Annotated in this window: 17 protein-coding genes; 8 read left to right on the top strand and 9 right to left on the bottom strand. The window is 65.1% G+C overall.

Annotated elements, in window-relative coordinates:
- Positions 1 to 2: 2 nt before the first annotated feature.
- The 7 genes from C1H69_RS18050 to C1H69_RS18020 form a co-directional block, all read right to left on the bottom strand.
- Positions 3 to 1442 carry an ATP-binding protein gene (locus C1H69_RS18050; protein ID WP_102654765.1) on the bottom strand — a complete coding sequence of 480 codons (1440 nt, stop codon included), beginning with the start codon at positions 1440 to 1442 and terminating at the stop codon, positions 3 to 5.
- Positions 1439 to 4543 (bottom strand): efflux RND transporter permease subunit, encoded by a 3105-nt coding sequence (locus tag C1H69_RS18045; RefSeq protein ID WP_102654764.1) that lies wholly within the window; start codon positions 4541 to 4543, stop codon positions 1439 to 1441. Before C1H69_RS18045 ends, C1H69_RS18050 begins: the two co-directional genes overlap by 4 nt.
- Complete coding sequence (locus C1H69_RS18040) at positions 4540 to 5796, bottom strand: efflux RND transporter periplasmic adaptor subunit (RefSeq protein WP_102654763.1); 1257 nt, start codon at positions 5794 to 5796, stop codon at positions 4540 to 4542. The genes C1H69_RS18045 and C1H69_RS18040 overlap by 4 nt, the downstream gene beginning before the upstream one ends.
- Positions 5797 to 5895: 99 nt before the next feature.
- Entirely contained in the window at positions 5896 to 6822 is a 927-nt protein-coding gene (locus C1H69_RS18035; RefSeq protein ID WP_102654918.1) for a LysO family transporter, read from the bottom strand.
- Positions 6823 to 6958: 136 nt separating this feature from the next.
- Positions 6959 to 7672: a hypothetical protein gene (locus C1H69_RS18030; RefSeq protein WP_102654762.1), complete on the bottom strand. Its 714-nt coding sequence runs from the start codon at positions 7670 to 7672 to the stop codon at positions 6959 to 6961.
- Positions 7673 to 7767: 95 nt separating this feature from the next.
- The gene (locus C1H69_RS18025; protein WP_102654761.1) at positions 7768 to 9153 is read right to left on the bottom strand and encodes a nicotinate phosphoribosyltransferase; all 1386 of its coding nucleotides are present in this window, start codon (positions 9151 to 9153) and stop codon (positions 7768 to 7770) included.
- Positions 9150 to 9716, bottom strand: coding sequence for a nicotinamidase (locus C1H69_RS18020; protein ID WP_205738537.1), 567 nt, complete (start codon positions 9714 to 9716; stop codon positions 9150 to 9152). The genes C1H69_RS18025 and C1H69_RS18020 overlap by 4 nt, the downstream gene beginning before the upstream one ends.
- A gap of 555 nt (positions 9717 to 10271) precedes the next feature.
- Here C1H69_RS18020 and C1H69_RS18015 point away from each other — a divergent pair.
- Positions 10272 to 11894: a methyl-accepting chemotaxis protein gene (locus tag C1H69_RS18015; RefSeq protein WP_102654760.1), complete on the top strand. Its 1623-nt coding sequence runs from the start codon at positions 10272 to 10274 to the stop codon at positions 11892 to 11894.
- Positions 11895 to 11942: 48 nt separating this feature from the next.
- Here C1H69_RS18015 and C1H69_RS18010 read toward each other — a convergent pair whose 3' ends face one another.
- The gene (locus tag C1H69_RS18010) at positions 11943 to 12878 is read right to left on the bottom strand and encodes a 2-hydroxyacid dehydrogenase (RefSeq protein ID WP_102654759.1); all 936 of its coding nucleotides are present in this window, start codon (positions 12876 to 12878) and stop codon (positions 11943 to 11945) included.
- 43 nt (positions 12879 to 12921) lie between these two features.
- Positions 12922 to 14328, bottom strand: a complete 1407-nt coding sequence (gene ehuR / locus C1H69_RS18005; protein WP_102654758.1) for a MocR-like ectoine utilization transcription factor EhuR — start codon at positions 14326 to 14328, stop codon at positions 12922 to 12924.
- A 208-nt stretch (positions 14329 to 14536) separates the two neighbouring features.
- Between ehuR and doeA the strand changes: the two genes are divergently transcribed.
- From doeA to C1H69_RS17970, 7 genes are all read left to right on the top strand, one after another.
- Positions 14537 to 15736: an ectoine hydrolase DoeA gene (gene doeA / locus C1H69_RS18000; protein WP_102654757.1), complete on the top strand. Its 1200-nt coding sequence runs from the start codon at positions 14537 to 14539 to the stop codon at positions 15734 to 15736.
- 41 nt (positions 15737 to 15777) lie between these two features.
- A complete protein-coding gene (gene doeB / locus C1H69_RS17995; RefSeq protein ID WP_102654756.1) occupies positions 15778 to 16791 on the top strand; it encodes a N(2)-acetyl-L-2,4-diaminobutanoate deacetylase DoeB in 1014 nt (337 codons plus the stop codon).
- A gap of 44 nt (positions 16792 to 16835) precedes the next feature.
- Positions 16836 to 17309 carry an Lrp/AsnC family transcriptional regulator gene (locus tag C1H69_RS17990; protein ID WP_102654755.1) on the top strand — a complete coding sequence of 158 codons (474 nt, stop codon included), beginning with the start codon at positions 16836 to 16838 and terminating at the stop codon, positions 17307 to 17309.
- A 204-nt stretch (positions 17310 to 17513) separates the two neighbouring features.
- Positions 17514 to 19007 carry an NAD-dependent succinate-semialdehyde dehydrogenase gene (locus C1H69_RS17985; protein ID WP_102654754.1) on the top strand — a complete coding sequence of 498 codons (1494 nt, stop codon included), beginning with the start codon at positions 17514 to 17516 and terminating at the stop codon, positions 19005 to 19007.
- 102 nt (positions 19008 to 19109) lie between these two features.
- Entirely contained in the window at positions 19110 to 20534 is a 1425-nt protein-coding gene (locus C1H69_RS17980; protein ID WP_102654753.1) for an aspartate aminotransferase family protein, read from the top strand.
- A 116-nt stretch (positions 20535 to 20650) separates the two neighbouring features.
- A complete protein-coding gene (eutB, locus tag C1H69_RS17975; RefSeq protein ID WP_102654916.1) occupies positions 20651 to 21646 on the top strand; it encodes a hydroxyectoine utilization dehydratase EutB in 996 nt (331 codons plus the stop codon).
- 41 nt (positions 21647 to 21687) lie between these two features.
- Positions 21688 to 22635, top strand: coding sequence for a cyclodeaminase (locus tag C1H69_RS17970; protein WP_102654752.1), 948 nt, complete (start codon positions 21688 to 21690; stop codon positions 22633 to 22635).
- The last annotated feature ends 106 nt before the right edge of the window (positions 22636 to 22741 follow it).

The raw sequence follows: 22741 nt of genomic DNA, 5'->3' as shown, positions 1-22741 counted from the left end.
CCTCAATCGGCTTCTTGTCGGCTTCGACGGTCATTTTCCAGGACGGGAAATTCAATGGTCCAGCATAACCCACCCAGAGGGGAGGCGGAGGCCTGCATGGTGCCGCCGTGACTCTTGACCAGTGCACTGGCGATGGATAATCCCAGGCCACTGCCCCCACTGGCACGGTTACGCGAACCCTCGACCCGGTAGAGCCGCTCGGTGAGCCGGTCGAGGGCCGCTTCGGGCACACCGGGAGGGCTATCCTGCCAGATGATGCGTACCCGGTCGCCCTGGTGGGACAGACTGACCTCCAGCAAGCCCGGTGGATTGGTATAGGCGCAGCTGTTGTCGAGCAGGATGGTCCACAGCTGGCGCAAACGCCGGGCATCGCCGCGAATCCAGGCCGGCTTGTGGACTGACACGGCGAGCTCGAGGCCGCTGTCGTCGAGCCATCCGGTGGCCTCATCGAGCCGTGAGGCGAGGCTCTCGGCCAGGTCCAGGGGAGCCAGCTGTACCTCGAGGGCACCGGCATCGCTCTGGGAAAGCAGGCGCAAGTCGGCAACCAGGCGCTCCAATTGGCCCACCTCTTGCGAGAGCGAGTAAAGATTGTCCTCATCGAAGGGGCGTATACCGTCCTGCATGGCTTCGATCTCGCCGCGCAGGACCGCCAGGGGCGTGCGCAGCTCATGGGCGATATCCGAGACCCAGCGGGCCCGGGCCTCACGGCTGGCTTCCAGGGTGGCGGCCAGCACGTTGAAGTCGCTGGCCAGGCGCGAGAGCTCGTCGCGCCCTTGCTCGGGCAGGCGAGTGCTGTAGTCCCCTTCGGTGAGCCGACGGGTGGCCAGGGCCATGCTGCGGGTGCGGCGTCCCAGCCACCAGGCCAGCCCGCCGGCAAGCAGCAGCGAGGCCATGCTCAGGGCCGCGGTGATGATACCCAGATTGCGCTGCTGACGCGCAAGAAAGATGCGATCCATCCGCGCCATCAACTGCTGGGGCGGCCGATAGCCAAGCGTGCCCACCTGCTGGCCATCGTGCTCGATGGGGAGCCAGTGCAGCTCCGCGGCCATCTCGCGGCCGCCGGGAGACAGGCCGATGACCGGCAGCCCTTCGGAATCGTGCAGCACGAAATCCCGGGCATCGCCCAAGCGCCGCTCGATGCCATGGGCGGGTGGCCCCTCGCCAGGCCACAGCTGCTGGCGAACCAGGCCCTGCCAGGCGGGAGGCGAGTCGCGCAGCCACTGCCAGCCGCCACGCCGCGCCCATTCCTGGCCCAGCCCTTCGGCCAGGGTCTCGGCCCGGCTGGCCTGGGTCGTTTCCAGGTAGTCGATGAAGCCGCGGTCGAGGCTGCGTGACACCGCAAGAAAAACCAGTCCGGCAATCCCCACGTTGACCACCAGGATAATCACGAACAGCTTGACGCCCAGGTGCGAGATGGCGAGTCGGGGCAGGCGAAGGCTCATCGCGTCGGCTCCTGTGAAGAGGGGTGGGCATGACCGGCCAGGCGTTCACGCAGGCGTTCCAGCATCAGGTAGAGGCAGGGTACCAGTACCAGCAGGATCACGGTGGCGAAGAGCATGCCGAAACCCAGCGAGATGGCCATGGGAATCATGAAACGGGCCTGGCGAGAGGTTTCGAAGATCATGGGTGCAAGCCCCAGGAAGGTCGTCATGGTCGTCATCAAGATGGGACGCATGCGCCGTGTAGCCGCAGCGACGATGGCTTCGCGTGCGCCCATGCCTTCCCGGCGGCGTCGGTTGGCATAATCGATGAGGACCAGGGCATCGTTGATGACCACTCCGGAGAGTGCCAGCATGCCCATCAGGCTGATCACCGACAGGCCATAGCCCATGATCATGTGGCCGGCCATGGCGCCAATGATGCCAAAGGGAATCGCGACCAGTATCAGCAGCGGCTGCAGATAGCTGCGGAAGGGAATCGCCAGCAGCGCATAGAGTGCGATCAGCGTCAGCCAGGCGGCCTGGGACAGTGTCGAGAGATTATCCTCCGTTTCCTGCTGACGGCCACCCGGCGCGACTTCCAGGCCCGGCCAGCCTGCTTGCAGGGCAGGAACGATATCGGCCTGCAGCGTGCCCAGAATCTGATTGACCTGGGTTTCGCTGTCGACCTCGGCGGTCACGCTGATACTGCGACGGCCGTCGATACGTTCCAGCGTGGTGGCGGCCTTGCCCAGGTGGATCTCGGCCACCCGATGCAGCGGCACTTCCAGGCCATCCGGCGTACGTATCGACAGCAGGTACAGGTCGCTCAGGCTGTTCCTGTCGTCTCGGGGAAGCCTGACCACCACGCTGATCTCGTGACGTCCCACGAATTGTTCCACCGCGGTGACACCCTGCAGAGGGCCGCGCAACTGGCCGGCCAGGTCAGCGCCGGTCAAGCCCAGGGAGCGGCCTTCGGCCGACAGGCGCATCTCCAGCTGTGGCTTGCCATCCGCCAGCCCGCTATCGATATCGGTGAGCCCCTCGAGCTCCTCCAGCTCATCGGCCAGCCGGAGGGCCGCGGCCTCGAGTGCCCGGCTATCCGGGTGCGAGAGCCTCAGGGTCAGGCCGGCGCCCTGGCCTGGGCCGCCAACGTCCGACTCGAAGCGTACCGATTGCACGCCCGTAAAGTCGCCGGCCGCCTCGCGCCATGCAGCCGCCACCCGGGAGGGCGGCCAGTCGTCCAGGCTGTCGCTTGCCAGGGTGAGACGCACATTCAGCCGGTCGCCGTCGATCTGGGCTCGGGTGGAAGAAAAACGTGGGCCGTCGTCCTGCTCGCTCAGCGACAGTGCGCTGCCCAACAACTGGTCGCGTACTCTTCGGTCCTCGCTGATGGGGCTGCCGACGGGCAGCGTCACCGTGGCCTGAACCCGGTCGGACTCCGCTCGCGGCATCAGCGAAAAGCCCAGTCGGCCACTCATGGACCAGGCGATGGAAATCATCAGCACGGTGATGGCCAGGCTCACGGTCAGCAGTCGCTGATCCAGGGCCCGCTGCAGGAAAGGGGCGAACTGGTGGTGGGTGAAATGTGCGAGACCTCCCTGCAGGCCCCGGCGCAGGCGATCCAGCGGCTGCAGCCAGGCAGGGCTCTGGCGGCCCCCGGCCCGGTGTGCCAGGTGGCCTGGCAGGATGAACAGCGCCTCCAGCCAGGAGACGAGGAACACCGTGACCACCACCACCGGGACCACGGCGAAGATCATGCCCAGGAAGCCGGGCAGGAACAGCAGCGGCAGGAAGGCGACGATGTTGGAAAGGATGGCGAAGCTGATCGGCACCGCCATTTCACGAGCTCCGCGCACCGCGGCTTCGCGCAGCGAATGGCCCTGTTCACGGTAGCTGTGGATGTTTTCACCGACCATGATGGCGTCATCGACCACGATGCCCAGCGCGATGATGAAGGCGAACATCGACATCATGTTGAGCGATACGCCCAACCAGGGGAGGAACAACATGGCGCCGAGGAAGGCGGTAGGGATGCCCAGAGTGACCCAGAAGGCCAGGCGAGCCTCGAGAAACAGCGCCATCAACACCAGCACCAGTGCCAATCCCTGCCAGGCGTTCTTGAGCAGCAGGGAGAGGCGGTCGCGGTAGACCTCGGAGTTGTCCCGCGACACGCTCAGGCTGACCCCTTCGGGCAGGCTCGCCCGCAGCCGGTCGAGTTGTGCCGCAACGGCGTCGGAAATGCCGATCGGTGTCTGGTTGCCGATCTGGTAGACCTCCAGACTGATGCCGGGGTCCCCGTTGAACAGCACCTCGCTGTCGGTTTCGGCGAAGCCGTCTGCGACCCTGGCGATATCGCCCAGCCTCAGTTGTCCGCCATCCTGTGTGCCGATGATTGGCAGATTGGCGAATTCCCGGGCTTCGTCGCGGCGTCCCTGGTAGCGGATCAGCCACTCCCCCTCGCTGGTGGCCAGTCGGCCGCTGGCCAGATCGAGGGCTTCGTCGCTGATGCGGCTCGCCATCTGACGGTGATCGATGCCATATCGCCGCATGGCCTCCTCGTCGAGCTGCACCTGGATCTCGCGATCGCGATTGCCGGAAAGCTCCACCCGGGAGATGCCGGGAGAGGCCTGCAGGTCGGCCCGGATGTCCTCGGCGACATCGTGGAGCAGGCGCTCGTCCACCCAGCCATGGACCTGCAGGCTCATGACGCTACGCGAGCGTCCGGCGAGGCTGAAGCGCGGCGGGTCGGCGGCAGCGGGCAGAATGGTGATGGCGTTGATGGCCTGCTGGATCTCCTGATAGACCCGCATCACCTCGACGCCATCGACCAGGGTGGCGGAAACCCGGCCGGCGCTCTCGTTGGCCGTGGCGGTCAGCTCGTCGATACCGTCCACGTCGGCCAGTGCCGCCTCCATGGGCAGCAATAGGCTGCGCTCCACCTCCTCGGGGGTGGCGCCGGGGTAGCCGATGGCAACATGGATGATTTCCAGCTCGAAGTCGGGGAACACCTCCTTCTTGATGGTCATCGATGCCATCAGCCCCCCGATGATGAGCAGCAGCATCAAAAGGTTGGGGGCCACGCCGTGGTTGACCATCCAGGCAATGGGGCCGCGGCGCATCATGTGGCGGGCTCCCTGTCGGCACCGGCCGGGCGTTCGCCATCGGCCACTCGAGGCCGCAGACGCATCCCCTCGCGGGGCTGGCCGAGCTGGGAAACCACCACCTGCAGATCATTCTCCAGTCCGGCGCCCAGCAGCACCCGGTCGTCGCTGAGATGAACGACGTCCACGGATCGTCGGCGCAGCCGGTTATCCTCATCCAGGACCCAGACCTCATCGCCGGGGCGCAGGGCGGCGGCAGGCAGAACGAACAGGTCGGCCTGAGGGTTCGTGGTGAAATCCAACCGCACCACGTCGCCGAGACGAAGGGGCGGGGCCTTGCCGTCCAGGCCAAGGGGATCGTCCACCGCGACCAGGAGCTGCGCCTGCAGGCCATTCTCTTCCAGCGCTGGCAGCACGGCGATCAATGCACCATGCCGCTCGTGTCCGATGGGCCAGCCCCGGCTGGTCAGCGCGACCGGGCTGCCGGACTCTTCTCCCGCGGCGGGAGCGAGCCAGGCGAGCGCTTCGCCAGGAAGCGATGCCCGTACCCAGAAACGCGACACGTCGACCAGGTGCAGCAGTTCGGTACCACTGGTCACCTCGCTGCCGGCACCCAACAGGCGTGCCTGCACCATACCGCGCCACGGGGCGGACAGGGTGGCGCGTTCCAGATCGAGGCGTGCCCTGTCGCGGGCGGTGCTGGCCCGCTCGACTTCTGCCTCGGCGACACGCAATTGGGGCTCACGCAGAACCAGGGCACGCCGGTCGGCCGGCAGGTCGCGGCCGAAACTCTGATATTCCGCCTGGGCTCGTTGCTGTTCGCCGCGCTCCATGGCCAACTGCGCCTGGGCCTGTACCAGTGCCGCTTCGGCTTCACGCAGGGCCAGGCGAAGGTCGGCATCATCCAGGTGAGCCAGCGGGGCGCCAGCCTCCACCACCATGCCGGGTAGTGTACCGGGGGCGAAGTCCAACAGCTGTCCGGCGACGCGGCTTGCCAGGTGTGCCTCGCGTTCGGCGATGACCCGGCCAAAACCGTGCAGGGCGGGCGCCGCAGCGCGCTGCTGGGCGACGACGACATCGACCAGTGGCGGTGGTGTTTCGACAGCCATCCGCCTCTCCACCCTGGGGGGCTGGCTGATCAGCCACCATGCCGTGGCCAGACCCACGGCCGATACCAGCAGGGCAAGCAGGGCTCCAAGGTGAAAGCGGCCTCTCTGTCGAGCGATAGGAAAGGCGCGATGAAGCGCTCGCGGAGAAGCGGTGGGAATGGGCATGGCGGGCTCATGGGGAGAAGGGGCCCCGACAGTGTCGCGGTACGCCATGCAGCCAATAGTCATGAATCATGCAAGCAGTGTGCAAGTTATCCCCACGGCTCAGAACGACAGGAAGAAGAGGATCAATGGCGGCGATAGCAGCGACAGGATGAAGCCGCTGACCACGGCGATGGGTACGCAGGCCACGCCGCCGTGCTGTTGGATCACCGGCAGGGTGAAATCCATGGAAGTCGCCCCGCCATAGCCGATGGTCAAGGGGGCGTGACGCTGGATCAGCAGCGGAATCAGGATGAAGGCCAGCAGCTCTCGGGCCAGGTCATTGAAGAAGGCCACGCCGCCCAGCAGGGGCCCAAGCTGATCGCCGACCAGAATGCCGGACAGCGAGTACCAGCCGAATCCCGAAGCCAGCGCCAACCCTTCGTTCCAGTGCAGGCCGAGTAGCGGTGCCGCGATCAGACCACCGATCAGGGAACTGGCTGCCAGGGTCGTGGCAATGGCCAGGCCGTGCCGATTGAGGAGAATCTGCTTGAGTGGCATGCCCGAGTTGCGCAGCTGACAGCCGATCAGGGCCAGCAGGGCATAGAGTGCCCATTCGGCCAGCCGTTCGGCGCCGGTGAAGACACCCTGGCCGCCAAGCCAGCTCAGGGCAAGCCCAATCAGCACTCCGAAGACCACGACCGCCACCAGCGACAGGGAGCCGACCATGGCGGCAAGCTTGGTGGTCGGCGCATTCGCGACGACCGGGGAGGGGGCGAAGCGAAGCCCGAGTCGGCGGGACAGCCACCACAATGCCGTCAGGTTCACGGCGGTAATGACGCTGAACAGCAGCAGCGCCTGCTCCCCCATGCGCGACAGCTCCCGTGCCAGGTTGTCGAGGCCGGCCAGGCTCACTCCCATCAGCAGCAGGATGACATAGACCGAGGCGTTGACGCCGCGGTTGATCAGATTCATCAGCCCGGCATGGCGTACCGGCACCAGATAGCCCAACAGCAGCGGCAATAGAACGATCAACAGCCCGGTCAGCATCGAGACCTCTTCCCTCGTCATGGCCGCCAGGGCGGCGAAAAAGCGCCCCACTTTAACAGCCTTTATGCAGGCCCGCTGCGTACCGGGCGCAAGTGGGTGGCATCAGGGAGAGTCAAGGGCGAGGACCCGGTCGCGCTTACCGGCTCTTCACGTCCAGCGAAGTGAGTGAAAGCCGGCTGCTGCGCTTGCCGTCGCGACGATAGTCCACGGCCAGGAGCAGCCCGGGGAGTTCGGGGTGGAAGTGGAAGATCATCTGACGATCGGGGGTTTCACGATCGATGACCTCGACCTTGACCGCATCGAACTCACCGGCCGGCAGTTGCAGGTGTTCACGGTCCAGTACCCGATAATCGAGAATCTCCTCCCGGCCGCGATGATCCTGATAGACCAGGCGGCATTCGGCCCCCTGCCTGCAATCGCCATTCACGGCGCGTCGAGAGAGTTCGAACAGCGCCGTTTGGCGATCGGGGCGATCGGCAAGGTCGTCGCTTCCAAGCCGGTAGTCACCGCCGATGCCGAGCAGCGAATAGCCACTGGCGTAGTTCACCGAACGGGCACCCTCCGGGGTAATGACGAAGCGGCTGCGCTCGTTGCCTCGTGCCACGGCGATGGCCGCCTTCATCCGGCTTTGCCAGTGTCCGCTTTCGCGGATCAGCTGATGATCGATGGTGGCATTGGGCCAGCCGCTCACCTCCAGGCGATACCTGGCGCTGAAGGGTTGCGGGGAGGCGGCTTGCGCCGACATGTCGTCATTGGCCGACTCCGCCACACCAGCCGGGGCGACCCCCGGAACCAGAAGCAGGGAGAATGCCAAGGACAGCATGCAACGGAGACGCATCGATCGGGTCATGGGAGATCCGCCTGGAGTCGTGAAGAGACTAGGGTGTGAACGCGAGGAAACGGATTGGGTTCCCCACTCTCGACCAGCGCCGTCTTCTCGTGCGCCTATCGTTCGCGGGGCCGTTTGCGTTTCAGAGGCGCGAGCGACAGTTCCGACTGCAGGCGTTGCAGCGCCGGGCTCAGTTCCACCGGGTAGTCGGTTTCACCCGGGTCGAGGCGGCGCAGGTCGGCCGGCAGCTGGGTCAGGGCCTGCGCGACCCGCTCGCGGGCCCGCTCGGCGCCGGCCATGTGCTCCTGATCGACCCTTCCCTCGCATACCAGCGGCACCAGCAGCGGCACGGCGCCGTCGATGCTCTCTTCGCGACGGGCAATGATATCGCCCAGATAGGTGCCGTCGGCATCCCGCCGGCGGAAGAGCTGCTTGCGCCCGGGCAGGTTGATCTTGCCCGTTGAGTGCTTGACCCGCGGTATCCCGGCATATTCCACCAGCTTGTAGGAGAGGTCGATGACCGGGGCATCGGCCGAGACGCCCATCTGGGTACCGACGCCGAAGGCATCGATGGGGGTATCGTCAGCGATCAGCGCCTCTATCTGGTGTTCGTCGAGGCCGCTGCTGGCTATGATCCCGATGGTGTCGAGGCCGGCTTCATCGAGCAGGGCGCGGGCGCGGTGAGCGAGGATGCCCAGGTCGCCGGAGTCCAGCCTGATGGCACTGATGCCAAGCCCGGGCTCTTCCTCCATCAGTTCGATGATCTTGCGCACGCCCTCGAGGGTATCGTGGGTGTCCACCAGCAGGGTGGTGCCCGGATAGTGGCGAGCGAAGGAACGGAAGGAATCGCGCTCGTCGTCGTGGGCCAGCACATAGCTGTGCGCCATGGTACCGCTCAGGGGCAGGCCGTGGCGCAGCCCTCCCAGTACGTTGCTGGTGCCCGCCAGCCCCGCGGTGCGGTAGGCGCGCACGCCGCGTACGGCGGCATCGACGCCATGCATGCGGCGCAGCCCGAAGTCGACGACGGGGCGACCCCGGGCGGCCATTACGATGCGTACCGCCTTGGAAGCCAGCACGGTCTCGAGCTGTACCAGATTCATGATCAGGCTCTCGAGCAGCTGTGCCTCGGCGATCGGGGCGTCCACCTCCAGGAAGGGTTCGTTCTGGAACACCGGTGTACCTTCCGGCAGGGCCCAGATGTCTCCACTGAAGCGAAAGCCGGCCAGCCAGTGGAGAAAGGCCTCGTCAAACCGACCGGTTTCGGACAACTGCTTCAATGAATAGGCCGAGAAGCGGACCCGGCTGGCCAGGGCGGCGGCGTGTTGCTGGCCGCAGGCGAGCATGAAGCGTCGGGTAGGCGGCAGCTTGCGGAAGTACAGGCTGAAGGTGGCTCGCTCGTGCATCTCCTCCTTCCAGTAGGCCTGCAGCATGGTCAACTGGTAGAGGTCGGTGAGCAGGGCCAGTTCGCCGTCTTCGACCTGAACGGGAGTCTGCCCGTTCATGTCTGGACCTCGATACCGGCCTCTTCGAGTTCACGGCTGCAGATGTCCCGGGCTTCGCCTGCGACAGGTTCGGTAAGCCGCGCGAGAAGCAGGACCTCGAACCCCTTCCGCCGGGCGTCCTGAGCCGTGGCCTGCACGCAGACGTCCATGGCCAGGCCACAGAGGACGACCCGCTTGATGCCGCGACCCCGCAGATAACCGTCCAGGCCGGTACCGTCGAAGGCGGAGTAGGCATCGGCATCGAAGGCGGTGGCCTTGCTGACCCGTATCGCTTCTTCGGGCAGGGCAAGGTCGGGGTGAAAGGCGGCGCCGGGGGTGTCCTGTACGCAGTGTACCGGCCAGGGGCCACCGCGATGCGTGAAGCTCACATGGTCGACGGGATGCCAGTCCCGGGAGGCGACCACCAGGGCACCACCCGCCCGGGCCGCCTGGATCTCGGCATTGATGCCCGGCACCAGGGCGCTGCCGCCGGTAACCGCCAGAGCGCCGCCCTCGCAGAAATCGTTCTGCATGTCCACGACCAGCAGTACGTCATGGGGGCCATAGTCCACTTGCATCGTCATTGCGCGCCTCCGGGGAGGTCGGTGAGTGGTATCTCCCAGCGTATCCCTTCTGGTGCCGGGCGTGTAGGCCGAAAGGGGCGATGGCACGAGGCAGGCGGAAAATGTCGAGATGAAGCATGGCACCGGTCAAATCGGCTGTCAGAACCTGACTGAAAAGCTCAAGTTTCTTCGGTTGAGGCCGAAGTATGCATGGCGGTGTCATGCATACGGCGACGTTCGCCACGAAGTAGACCGCCCGACATGCACCTGCCGCCGGCGACTATCACAAGAACAACGGCACGCCACGTCAGCCACGTTCCGACACATTCCGATATCGTTCACGTTCGGCAGGAAGGTATATGAAAAATCCCCTACATCGCATTCCCATGTCGCGCCAGTTCCTACTGGCGCTGACGTTACCGCTATTGGTGATCGCCTGGCTGCCGCAGCCGGCGTGACTTCCACAACGAGAACGGGCCGCCAGGTCCGTCGATGAACGAGCCGAGGTCGCCGGTGCGCTTTCGGTTCTCTCGCATGACCTCGATTTTCCTCTGACGAACTTCAAGGGTAAGAAAGATGCGTAATTGGGCAACGAGTACCAAGCTATGGGCGACACTGGGGCTGATGTGGATAGGTATGCTGGTCCTGGTGGGTTGGACGGCCTACGACAAGCGGGCGGGGCTGCTGCAGGAACGGATCGCCAGCCTCGAATACTTCGTGGGCAGCGCACGCGACATGGTGGCGAGCCTCTCCGCCCGCGCCGAGCGTGGTGAACTGACTCTCGAAGAGGCACGGACGAGGGCTATCGAGAGCCTGGCCAATCTCAGTTTCGGTGAGGATGGCTATATCTTCGCCTTCGACAGCGACATCCGGATCGTGGCGCATCCCAGGCGAGCCCTGGGCGACTCCATGCGCGACTTCCAGGACAACAATGGGCTCTATCTCTACCGGGAATTGAAGGCGGCGGCGGACCGCGACCCCCAGGCGGGCGGTTTCGTCGCCTACCTGTCCCAGCGTAGCCAGGCCGGCTCGGTGGAGGTGCCGAAGATGAGCTACGTGCAGCGCGTGCCCGGCTGGAATTGGGACCTGGTCGCGGGCGTCTACATGGACGACATCAATGCCGCCTTCTGGGAGAGCTTGATCGAACTGGGACTGCTGCTGCTTGGCATCGGCATACTCCTTACACTGGCCATGGGCTGGATCATCCGTGACGTGCTCAGGAGTCTCGGCGGCGACCCCCGTCATGCCCGGGAATTGGTGCGACGGATCGCGGGTGGCGACCTGACCCAACCCCTGACGCTCAGGGCCGGCGACGACACCAGCTTGCTGGCAGGCATCGAGAGCATGCGCCTGCGCTTGGTGGCATCGCTCGAGAACATTCATCGAGGTACCGAGAGAATCGATGAAGGGGTTGACCAGATCGTGATCGGCAACCAGAACCTCTCCGCTCGCACCGAGCAGCAAGCCGCGTCGATCGAGGAGACCGCCTCGAGCATGGAAGAGTTGACGCAGACGGTGGGTCAGAATGCCGAGAATGCTCAGGTGGCCAGCCAGTTGGCCCTCGAGGCCCGGCAGACGGCGCATCAGGGCGGCGAGATGATGGAAAACGTCGTCGCCACGATGCAGGACATTGCGCAGAGCGCGGGGCGGGTGAAGGACATCATCGAGGTGATCGACTCGATCGCCTTCCAGACCAGCATTCTGGCTCTCAATGCCTCGGTGGAAGCAGCCCGGGCAGGCGAACAAGGCCGTGGCTTCGCGGTAGTGGCTGGCGAAGTGCGTACTCTGGCCAGTCGTAGCGCCGACGCCTCACGCGAGATTCGAGTCCTGATCGAATCTTCGCATCAGCGGGTCGGTCAGGGCGCGGAACTCGTCGAGAAGACGGGCAGCACCATCCAGGAGGTCGTCGGTGCCGTGACGCGAGTGACCGACCTGATGGAGGAGATTGCCTCGGCATCGGGAGAACAGCGCATCGGCATCGGGCAGGTCAATACCGCAGTCGGCCAGATGGACCGGGTGACACAGCAGAACGCAGCCCTGGTCGAGCAGGCGGCCGGCGAAGCGGAAGCCCTGCGCAGCCAGGTGGCGATGCTGGTTCAGGAAGTCATGTGGTTTCGTATCGAAGCGCAACAGCACCGGTCGGCGGAGACGACTGCGGTTCGACAGCCGGCGCTCGAGTATGATCCGCGGCCGGCCTAACTCGTCTGAGCGCCTGCATGCCGCCGCAGCGCGGCGGTACGCACTGACTCAATAGCCCGCCTCGAGGTCGACGGTTTCCACCTCGTCGCCGGCCTCGAAGGCGCGGATCGTCTCGGCGACCTGGCCGACGGCGTCACGCAACGGAGTCGGTCCGGCCATGTGCGGTGTCACCCAGATTCGTGGATGCGACCAGAGCGGACTCTCCCGGGGCAACGGCTCTTCCGGGAAGGCATCCAGGATGGCGCCGCGCAGCCGACCCTCCTCTTCTCCTTCGCCCAGCGCATCCAGCAGTGCGGCTTCATCGATCAGGGTGCCGCGCCCGGGATTGACCAGGCTGGCGCCTTCCGGCAGGGCGGCCAGTGTCTCGGCATTGATGATGTGCCGGGTCGAACGGGTATCGGGTAGCAGCAGTACCAGCGTGCGCACCTGGCCGAGCAGCTCGGCCAGGCCGGCGTCGCCGTGATGGCAGGCGATACCCGCAAGCTGCTTGGGCGAGCGGCTCCATCCATGGACGGGAAAGCCGTCGGTGGCGACCATGTCGGCCACCTTGGCTCCGATGGCGCCGAGGCCGAGTACGCCGACAGGCCAATCCTGCTTGTCGTCCACGGCGTGTTCCCGCCATTCCGTGCGCGCCTGCTGTCGGCGGTAGCGGTCGAAGTCACGCTGGAAGTGCAGGACGCCGTAGCGCACGTAGTCGCCGATCAGGCTGGCCATGCCGGCATCGCGCAGCTTGACGATGGGAACGCCCTTCGGCCGGCCGGGATTGTTGAGCAGGGCGTCGACCCCGGCGCCCAGGTTGATGATGCCCTTGAGGCGCGTCTGCTCGCGCAGCAGCTCGGCGGGAGGCTTCCATGCCGCCAGGTAATCCACGCCCGTGCGTCGGGAGGCCAGGTCATCGCTGACGATGATCTCGGCCTCCGGCAGGTGTTCGGCCAGAGCGTCGCGCCAGGTTCCGGCGTTGTCGATATGGAGCAATACACGCATGGCGAAGGCATCTCCTTGGGTCGGTAAGATCAGTGCGGTGGGATCAGTACACGATCTGCATCATGGGCGGCGGTGCTTCGTCGAGCAATACGGCCAGCCGTTTCAGGCCATCTTCCAGGCGAGCGATATCCTGTTCGGCTCCCAGGCTCACCCGGATGCGACGCGGCGGCGGGGTCTGTTCCACCATGAACGGGACTGCCGTGGTAATGGCCAGGCCCTCCTGCTCGGCCTGCTGCTGCAGCTCTTCGGCCCGCCAGGCATCGGGCAACGTTATCCACACGTGCAGGCTGGTCGGCCGGGAGAACATCGCATGATGTCCCAGCAGCCTGGCCGCCAGCGCCTGGCGTTCCGCGAGCAGGTCGCGCTGCTCGGCGGCCATCACCTCCACGGTACCATCGGCGATCCAGCGATCGGCGATCTCGAAGATCAGTGGCGTGGCCATCCAGGTGGTGGCCCGCATGCGTGGCAGGGCGTGATGCAGCTGGCCGCGAGGCACGGTGAGATAGCCGGCACGCACACCCGGCACGGTGACCTTGGTCAGGCTGGTGACATGAAAGCCCAACTGGGGAATGCGAGCCGTGATCGGCGACAGACCGGGCGCTTCGAGCAAGGCGTGAACGTCGTCCTCGATCAACCAGACGCGGTGGCGGATCAGCACGTCTGCCACGGCGTCACGCCGCGCCTCGCTCATGGTGGCGCCGGTGGGGTTGAGCTGGGTCGGGGTCAGGTAGACGGCGCGTGGTTTGAAGCGGTGGCAGGCCGACTCCAGCGCTTCTGGAATGACGCCTTCGGCATCGATGGCCACCCCGCGCAGCTGGAAGCCCAGGGTGCGTGACAGGGCGATCAGACCGTGGTCGGTGAGAGCCTCGGTCAGCACCAGGTCGCCGTGTTGCACGACGCTGGAGACCGCCAGCATCAGCCCATGCGCGGCACCATTGCAGAGGACCCTGTCTTCCATGTCGCCGGGTACGTCCAGCCGGGTCTGGAGCCAGACGCTGGCTCGCTCCCGTTGATGCGGCAGCCCGGCAATCGGACGGCAGGCGGTGATGACGTCCGGATTGGCGTGGTCGGCCAGTTCGACCAGCACCTGCCGAAAGCGCAGGTGATGGCTGGGCGGGCAGACCGGGTGAGCGATGGAAAGATCGATCAGGGGGCTCTCGTGGCGCGGCTCGTGGCCACGCAGATAGGCGGTTTCCCGGGCGTCATCCAGGGCGTTGACCCAGGTGCCGCTGCCAACGCGTGCCTGTAGCAGGCCCATCTTTTCCGCCTGCGCATAGGCACGCGACACGGTCTGCACGCTGACCGCCAGGCTCTCGGCCAACTGGCGATGAGGAGGCAGCCGCGTACCGGGGGTGAGTTCACCCTGTCGAATCGCCTCGGAAAGTGCGCGGGCGATGGCCAGGTACTTCGGGCCCGTGTCGGTCAGGTACGGAGTCAGATCAATTGTCATGATGCAATAAAGCCTTTGACCGTCAACCAAGGGGTGGTGCTAGTATCCGCCTAGCGGCATTGACTGGCAATTGTCATGGCTTTTGGCAGGATGAATCATGACAATTATCACGGCGGTTCATGAATCGCTGACAATGACCGCTCCCCCGTGGCCCGGCCCTCTCCTTCTGGAGACGGCCGGTTATTGGTGATGCGATGGCGAGTGCCCCATGATCCAGGTAAACCTGCCTTTCACTCGTGAGGAATATGCAAGCCGCCTATGGAAGGTGCGGGCCGAGATGGCCGGTCGAGGCATCGACGTGCTGATCATCAGTGATCCTTCCAACATGGCCTGGCTGACCGGCTATGACGGCTGGTCCTTCTATGTGCACCAGTGCGTGCTGCTTGGCCTGGAAGGGGAGCCGGTCTGGTATGGCCGGCGCATGGATGCGAACGGTGCGCTTCGCACGTGCTGGATGGACCCGGACAATATCACCTACTACCCGGATTACTACGTGCAGAATCCGGACATGCACCCCATGGACTATCTCGCCCAGACCATCCTGCCGGATCGGGGCTGGCACGAAGGGGTGGTGGGCATGGAAATGGATAATTACTATTTCTCCGCCAAGGCTTACCAGTCTCTGTTGCGCGAGCTTCCCCATGCCCGCTTCATGGATGCCAACTCGCTGGTCAACTGGTGCCGGTCGATCAAGTCACCGCAGGAAATCGCCTACATGCGGGTCGCCGGCAAGATCGTCGAAGGGATGCACTCACGCATCCTCGAGATGGTCGAACCCGGGCTGCCCAAGAGCAAGCTCGTCTCGGAGATCTACCGGGTGGGCATCGAGGGGTGGACCGACGCGAACGGCAAGGTCCATGGCGGCGACTATCCCGCCATCGTGCCCATGCTGCCCACCGGCAAGGATGCGGCGGCCCCCCATCTGACCTGGGACGACACGCCGTTTCGCGAGGGTGAAGGCACCTTCTTCGAGATCGCCGGCTGCTACAAGCGCTACCATGCACCCATGTCGCGGACGGTTTTCCTCGGCAGGCCCCCCGCCGAATTCGTACGGGCCGAGTCGGCGCTGCTCGAAGGCATCGAGAATGGCCTGGCCGTGGCCAAGCCCGGCAACCGCACGGCGGATATCGCCATGGCGCTGGGCGCCGCCATGGACAAGTATGGCTTCGACCGTGGCGGTGCCCGCTGCGGTTATCCCATCGGTATCAGCTATCCGCCGGACTGGGGGGAGCGCACCATGAGCCTGCGCCCGTCGGATGAAACCATTCTTAAGCCCGGCATGACCTTCCATTTCATGCCCGGCCTGTGGGACGAGGAGTGGGGGCTGGAAATCACGGAATGTATCCTGATCACCGAAACCGGTTGCGAGACACTGGCCAACTTTCCCCGCCAGCTGTTCGTGAAATGACGCGGTTCGACAAGGCTGTTCGAAAACAAGGAGTAGGCAACATGAGCAAGCGACCCAGCCCGATTTCCGCCACTGTCGACTTCGAGGCCGATGGCGTCCAGCATGGCTTCCTCAAATTGCCGATTTCCCACGATGAATCGGCCTGGGGGGCGGTGATGATTCCCGTCACCGTGGTCAAGAATGGCGCGGGGCCCACGGCCCTGCTGACTGGCGGCAATCATGGAGATGAGTACGAGGGCATCACGACTCTGCTCAAGCTTGCCAGCGAGCTCGAGGCCGGGGAGGTGAGTGGCCGCGTGATCATCGTGCCGATGATGAATGCACCGGCCGCCATGGCCGGCAGGCGTACCTCGCCAATGGACGGAGGCAATCTCAATCGCAGCTTTCCGGGCGACCCGGATGGCACGGTGACGGAAAGGATCGCCGACTATTTCACCCGGGTCATGACGCCGATGTGCGATGTCGTGCTTGATCTGCACTCCGGTGGGCGTACCCTGGACATCATTCCCTTCGGCGCCTCGCATGTGCTGGAAAACCCCGAGCAGCAGCGACAGGCGCTGGAAGGCGCCAAGGCTTTCGGCGCCCCCTACGCCATGATGATGTTCGAGCTCGATGCCGCGGCGCTGTTCGATACCGCCGTGGAGAGCCAGGGCAAGGTGTTCGTGGCCACCGAACTGGGCGGCGGAGGCACGTCGACACCGGAAAGCCTGGCCATCACCGAGCGTGGCGTACGCAATTTCCTGATCCATTTCGGGCTGGTTCAGGGCGAGGTGGAAATGCCGGCCGAGCCCCAGGTGTACCTGGATATGCCCGATGCCAGCTGCTACGTGCAGAGTGAGCACTCGGGTCTGCTCGAACTGACCCTGGCGCTGGGCGATGAGGTGGAGAAGGGGCAGGTGATCGCCCGGGTCTATGACATGACCCGCAGCGGCACTCCGCCCGTGGAGTACCGTGCGGGCCGCAGCGGCATCCTGGCGGCCCGGCGTTTTCCGGCACAGGTCGGTATGGGGGACACCCTTGCGGTCATTGCCGAAGTGGTAGACAGCCTGGGTTAAGGAGCCCAGGACTCTTGATAGACGCAAGGAATCTGAAAAAGAACATGAAGCTCGACCGCTACGACCTGAAAATCCTCGAAATACTGTCTCGTGATGGGCGCATTACCAAGTCCAGGCTGGCCGAGGCCATCAGCCTTTCGGTCAGCCCCTGCTGGGAGCGGGTACGACGCCTGGAAAAGGCCGGCATCATCGAAGGCTATAGTGCCCGCATCAATCCCGATGCCCTGGTGCGCCGCACGCCGGTGTGGGTTCAAATCGAGCTCAAGCAGCACAATGCGGCCAGCTTCGCCCGCTTCGAGGCGCTGGTGCACGAAACCCCCGAGGTCACGGAATGCGTGGCGGTGGGTGGCGGCGTCGACTACCTGATCAAGGTGGAGAGCGGTTCGGTCGATGCCTACCAGCGCCTGATCGACGAGTGGTTGATTTCCGACGTCGGTATCGAGCGCTACTTCACCTACATCGTGACCAAGACGGTCAAGCAGAAGAGCCCGCACCTGTTGCCAGAAGGCCTGGCCTGAGCCCGGGAATGTGGAGGCGCAGAAAAAACCGCAACTTAACGGCAAAGGACAAAAAAAAACGAATCGGACATGACAGTGATCGAAAAGTCCTGACGCCTCTTGGCCCTTACCCTATACACATCGAGCAGCCATCGGGCTGCTTGGCCATTTTTGTCATTGCCGGCTAAGCACGATCAGGTTGGGCCGGTGTCAGGGGAGGTACCCATGAAACTGTCCACTATTCCGTCCGTACAACTCGACGATCCTCGCCTGTTCCGCCAGTACGCCTATGTGAACGGCAAATGGACCCATGGTGACGGCGGCCGGGAGGAGGCGGTGTTCGATCCCGCCACGGGCGAGGCGCTGGGCCATATTCCCTGGTTGGAAGCCCATCAGATCCGCGAGGCCGTGGACGCTGCCGAGGCGGCCTTCGTCCATTGGCGCGCGCTGCGTGCCGACGAGCGCTGCGAGCGCCTGCTGGCCTGGTACGACCTGTTGCAGGCCAACCGTGAGGACCTGGCCAAGCTGATGACCCTGGAGCAGGGCAAGCCGCTGCCGGATGCCCGCGGTGAAGTCGAGTATGGCGCCAGCTTCGTGCGCTGGTTCGCCGAGGAGGGCAAGCGCACCTTCGGCGAGACCATTCCCAGCCACATCCCCAATGCGGCACTGGGCACCCTCAAGGAGCCGGTGGGTATCGCGGCGTTGATCACGCCCTGGAACTTCCCGCTGGCGATGATCACCCGCAAGGCCGCCGCCGCCATGGCCGCGGGCTGCCCGGTGATCGTCAAGCCAGCCGGGGAAACGCCCTTCTCGGCGCTGGCCCTGGCTGAACTGGCCGAGCGTGCCGGCATTCCGGATGGGGTGTTCAACGTCGTGCTGGGCGAGCCCGCCGAGGTGTCGAAGATCCTGTGCGGCGAGGAGCGGGTCAAGGCGCTGTCATTCACCGGCTCCACCCGGGTGGGAAAGCTGCTGATCGAGCAGAGCGCCGGTACCGTCAAGCGTCTCTCCATGGAGCTCGGCGGCAACGCACCCTTCATCGTCGGACCGGACATGGACCCCGGGGAGGCCGCCTTCGCCGCGGCGGCGGCCAAGTTCCAGACCGCCGGACAGGACTGCCTGGCAGCCAACCGCATCCTGGTGCACGAGTCGATCCATGACGAGTTCGTCGAACATTTCGCCGAGCGCATGGCGGCGCTGACCGTGGGCAATGGCCTGGAGAGCGAGATCGACCTGGGGCCATTGATTCATCGTCAGGCCGTGGAGAAGGCCGCCGCGATCGTCGACGATGCGATCTCCCGGGGCGCCACCCTGGTGTCCGGCGACCAGAGCCAGGCGCCAGGCCCCAACTTCTTCATGCCCACCCTGCTGACCGGGGTGACGCCGAAGATGACGGTATGGCGGGAAGAGAATTTTGCACCGGTGGCCGGTGTGACCGCGTACAGTGACGACGACCAGGTGATCGAGATGGCCAACGACACCGAATATGGCCTCGCCGCCTACGTCTATACCCATGACATCCGCCGTATCTGGAAGCTGCTGCGGGCGCTGGAGTTCGGCATGGTCAGCGTCAACTCGGTGAAGATGACCGGCCCGCCCGTTCCCTTCGGCGGCGTCAAGCAGTCGGGGCTGGGGCGCGAAGGAGGTATCACCGGCATCGACGAGTTCCTGGAGACGAAGTACTACTGCCTGGGTGCCATGCCATCGGTGTCGGGCAGTTAGGGATGCAGGGCTCGCCAGGCCTAAGAATTTGAGAAAGAGCGGCCCCTGTCGCCGGGAAGCCGCGGGAAAAGAACTGCTATCAAATCGAATATAGAGGGCACCATGAACCAGCAGCACCGCGATCTGATCGAGCGTGACCGCAAGGTCACCTTCCACGCCTCCACCCACCTGCGCGACTTCGCCCATGGCGATGCACCGGGTCGCGTGATTACCGGTGGCAAGGGCATCCATATCGTCGACAAGGACGGCCGCGAGTTCATCGACGGGTTCGCCGGGCTGTACTGCGTCAACATCGGCTATGGCCGCACCGAGGTGGCCGAGGCCATCTACCAGCAGGCGCTCGAACTTTCCTACTATCACACCTATGTGGGGCACTCCAACGAGCCGCAGATCGCGCTGTCCGAGAAGATCCTCGAGCTCGCCGGTCCCGGCATGTCCAAGGTCTACTACGGCATGTCAGGCTCTGACGCCAACGAGACCCAGCTCAAGATCGTGCGCTACTACAACAACGTGCTGGGTCGTCCGCGGAAGAAGAAGGTCATCTCGCGCATGCGCGGCTATCACGGCTCCGGTATCGCCTCCGGCTCGTTGACCGGCCTCAAGGCGTTCCACGACCACTTCGACCTGCCCATCGATACCATTCGTCATACCGAGGCGCCGTTCTACTACCAGCGCGCCGCGGAGCTGGAAGGCATGACCGAACGCGAGTTCTCGACGCACTGCGCGGCCAGGCTCGAGGAGATGATCCTGGCCGAGGGGCCGGAAACCGTGGCCGCCTTCATCGGCGAGCCGGTGCTCGGCACCGGCGGTATCGTGCCGCCGCCGGAAGGCTACTGGAGCGAGATCCAGGCGGTGCTGGCCAAGTACGACATACTGCTGATCGCCGACGAGGTGGTCTGCGGCTTCGGGCGGATCGGCACCGACTTCGGCAGCCACCACTACGGCATCAAGCCCGACCTGATCACCGTGGCCAAGGGCCTGACCAGCGCCTACCAGCCGCTTTCCGGCGTGATCGTCGGCGACCGGGTGTGGGCGGTGCTCGAGCAGGGCACCGGGGAGTACGGTCCCATCGGTCACGGCTGGACCTATTCCGGTCACGCCCTGGGCTGCGCCGCGGGCCTGGCCAACCTGGCGATCATCGAGCGGGAAGGCTTGACGCAGAACGCCGCCGAGACCGGCGCCTACCTGCAGCGGCAGATGCAGGCCGCCTTCGGCGATCACCCGGCGGTGGGCAACGTGCGTGGCGTGGGCATGCTGGCGGCGCTGGAATTTTCCGCCGACCCGACCCGTCGCGAGGACTTCGACCCGGCGCTCAAGGTCGGTCCGCGTATTGCCGCCGCGGCACTCGACGAGAACCTGATCGCGCGCGCCATGCCCCAGGGCGATATCCTGGGCTTTGCGCCACCGCTGACCACCACCCGCGCCGAAGTCGACGAGATCGTTGCCCGTGCCAGGCGTGCGGTGGACAAGGTGACCGACGAACTGGTCCGCGAAGGCGCTCTCGAGGTCACCATGTCAGTCAACTGACGGTGACTCTGCCGTGGGGAGCCGCGGCAGGGGTCGCTATACTCGAGTTCAGTACCCAAGCCGGACCCTTGTGGTCCGGCTTGGGTTCGTACCCGATACGATCGCGAGAGATGACCATGCTGCCACGTCATGGGGTTACGCCGGCCCTGGTTTATGAGGCACGCCAGCGCATCGCCGGCCGGGTGGTGCGCTCGCCGCTGGTCCGCTCGGCGGCGCTCTCCGCACGCTTCGATGCCGATATCCATCTGAAGCTGGAAACCTGCCAGCCCAGCGGGGCCTTCAAGCTGCGGGGTGCCACCAACATGATCGCGGCACTGATCGAGCGTCATGGTCGCGATGCGCTCAATGCAGGCGTCACCACTGCCTCCACCGGCAATCATGGTCGGGCGGTGGCCCTTGCCGCTTCCCGCCTCGGCGTGCCGGCGGTGATCTGTCTCTCGCGCCTGGTGCCGGACAACAAGGTGGCCGCCATCGAGGCGTTGGGTGTCGAAGCCAGGCGCATCGGACGGAGCCAGGACGAGGCCTTCGGTGAAGCCGAGCGCCTCGTGCGCGATCAGGGCATGACGCTGATCCCGCCTTTCGACGACCCGCTGATCGCCGCGGGGCAGGGCACCATCGGTATCGAACTCATGGAAGACGCACCGGAACTCGACCAGGTGATCGTCGGGCTCTCCGGCGGTGGGCTGCTGGGCGGCATCGGCGCGGCGATCAAGGCCATTCGCCCCGGTACCCGGATCACCGGTGTCAGCCTTTCCCGGGGGGCGGCGATGTGGGAGAGCCTCAGGGCGGGTCGCCCCGTCGAGGTGGAGGAGATCGAGAGCCTGGGCGACTCCCTGGGTGGCGGTATCGGGCTCGACAATCGCTGCACCCTGGCGCTGGTGGATGAGGTGATGGATGACCATTATCAGGTGTCGGAGCCGGCAATCGCCCATGCCATGGTCGATCTCCTCGAGCATGAGAAGATGTTGGTGGAAGGTGCCGCCGCCGTTGGCCTGGCCGCCATCGCCGAGCACCAGATCGAGGTGCGGGGGCAGCGCGTGGCGCTGATCGTCTCCGGCAACGGCGTGTCCCTTGAAACCTTCGACCGGGCACGGAGAATGGCCAATCGATAGGGTGAATACAGCATCAACCGGGCTACAGCCAGGAGGTGTTCATGCGGCTCTACCAGCGCGCCGACATCGAAGCGGTGGTCAAGATCGACCTGGAGGCCCTGGCCCGGGTGGAGGCCGGCTTTGCCGCGCTAGGGCAGGGCGAGGCGGTACAGCCGCCGATCCTGTCGATGTCCATGGAGGAGTTCAATAGCGAGGTCGACGTCAAGACCGCCCACATAGCAGGATGGGAGCGCTATGCCATCAAGGTCAGCACCGGCGCCTTCGATAATCCCGAACGTGGCTTGCCGAGTCTCAATGGTCTGATGATGGTCTTCTCCGCCGAGACCGGGCTGGTGGAAGCCGTGCTCTTCGACGAAGGCTACCTGACCATGGCGCGCACGGCACTGGCCGGGGCCATTGCCGCCAAGCACCTGTCCCGCAAGAACAGCCGTCGAGTGGCGGTGCTGGGAGCGGGTGAGCAGGCGAAGCGGCAGGTCGAAGCGCTTCGTCTGGTGCGCGACATCGATACCGTCGACATCTGGGCACGCCGTCGCGAGGCCGCCGAGGCCTGCGCCGAGCGCATGCGGGAGCAAGGGGTCGCCGTCCATGTCCATGACCGCGTGCACGATGCCTGCCGACAGGCCGATATCGTCGTCACCACCACCCCGTCGCGAGTACCGCTGCTGCATGCCCGTGACCTGCCCGAGGGCGTGCATGTCACCGCCATGGGCTCCGACAGCCCGGAGAAGCGTGAGCTCGACGCGTCGGTGTTGACCCGTGCCGACGCCTTCGTCTGCGACACGCATGCGCAGAGCGAGAACAACGGTGAGTTGAAGGCATTTGCCGGTCGGGCGACTCCGTTCAAGGTTCATGAACTGGGAAGAGTGGTTGCGGAAAATCAGAAACTGCGGGTGACGGAGGCGGCCATTACCGTCTGCGACTTGACGGGGACCGGTGTCCAGGATACCGCCATTGCAGGCTTCGCCTTGACCCGTCTGCACGCCGACTGAAGGACTTCCGGTTCCATGTTGCCTTGGGTCGTCCGACTTTCGGTCCCATGCGCCTCGCCCAGCCGCTTGCGCTTCTGTTCCTCATGGAAACCGGGACGTCGAACGG

Origin of the sequence: Billgrantia endophytica (assembly GCF_002879615.1) — a bacterium.
In the GTDB taxonomy this organism is placed as follows: Bacteria; Pseudomonadota; Gammaproteobacteria; order Pseudomonadales; family Halomonadaceae; genus Halomonas; species Halomonas endophytica.
Note: the sequence above shows the minus strand (reverse complement) of the source record. Positions and strands in the feature narration are given on the sequence as shown.

Excerpts from the sequence above, each read along its gene's own strand:
- C1H69_RS18050 (WP_102654765.1), bottom strand. The coding sequence starts at position 1,442 with ATGAGCCTTCGCCTGCCCCGACTCGCCATCTCGCACCTGGGCGTCAAG.
- C1H69_RS18045 (WP_102654764.1), bottom strand. The coding sequence starts at position 4,543 with ATGATGCGCCGCGGCCCCATTGCCTGGATGGTCAACCACGGCGTGGCC.
- C1H69_RS18040 (WP_102654763.1), bottom strand. The coding sequence starts at position 5,796 with ATGCCCATTCCCACCGCTTCTCCGCGAGCGCTTCATCGCGCCTTTCCT.
- C1H69_RS18035 (WP_102654918.1), bottom strand. The coding sequence starts at position 6,822 with ATGCTGACCGGGCTGTTGATCGTTCTATTGCCGCTGCTGTTGGGCTAT.
- C1H69_RS18030 (WP_102654762.1), bottom strand. The coding sequence starts at position 7,672 with ATGACCCGATCGATGCGTCTCCGTTGCATGCTGTCCTTGGCATTCTCC.
- C1H69_RS18025 (WP_102654761.1), bottom strand. The coding sequence starts at position 9,153 with ATGAACGGGCAGACTCCCGTTCAGGTCGAAGACGGCGAACTGGCCCTG.
- C1H69_RS18020 (WP_205738537.1), bottom strand. The coding sequence starts at position 9,716 with ATGACGATGCAAGTGGACTATGGCCCCCATGACGTACTGCTGGTCGTG.
- C1H69_RS18015 (WP_102654760.1), top strand. The coding sequence starts at position 10,272 with ATGCGTAATTGGGCAACGAGTACCAAGCTATGGGCGACACTGGGGCTG.
- C1H69_RS18010 (WP_102654759.1), bottom strand. The coding sequence starts at position 12,878 with ATGCGTGTATTGCTCCATATCGACAACGCCGGAACCTGGCGCGACGCT.
- ehuR (WP_102654758.1), bottom strand. The coding sequence starts at position 14,328 with ATGACAATTGATCTGACTCCGTACCTGACCGACACGGGCCCGAAGTAC.
- doeA (WP_102654757.1), top strand. The coding sequence starts at position 14,537 with ATGATCCAGGTAAACCTGCCTTTCACTCGTGAGGAATATGCAAGCCGC.
- doeB (WP_102654756.1), top strand. The coding sequence starts at position 15,778 with ATGAGCAAGCGACCCAGCCCGATTTCCGCCACTGTCGACTTCGAGGCC.
- C1H69_RS17990 (WP_102654755.1), top strand. The coding sequence starts at position 16,836 with ATGAAGCTCGACCGCTACGACCTGAAAATCCTCGAAATACTGTCTCGT.
- C1H69_RS17985 (WP_102654754.1), top strand. The coding sequence starts at position 17,514 with ATGAAACTGTCCACTATTCCGTCCGTACAACTCGACGATCCTCGCCTG.
- C1H69_RS17980 (WP_102654753.1), top strand. The coding sequence starts at position 19,110 with ATGAACCAGCAGCACCGCGATCTGATCGAGCGTGACCGCAAGGTCACC.
- eutB (WP_102654916.1), top strand. The coding sequence starts at position 20,651 with ATGCTGCCACGTCATGGGGTTACGCCGGCCCTGGTTTATGAGGCACGC.
- C1H69_RS17970 (WP_102654752.1), top strand. The coding sequence starts at position 21,688 with ATGCGGCTCTACCAGCGCGCCGACATCGAAGCGGTGGTCAAGATCGAC.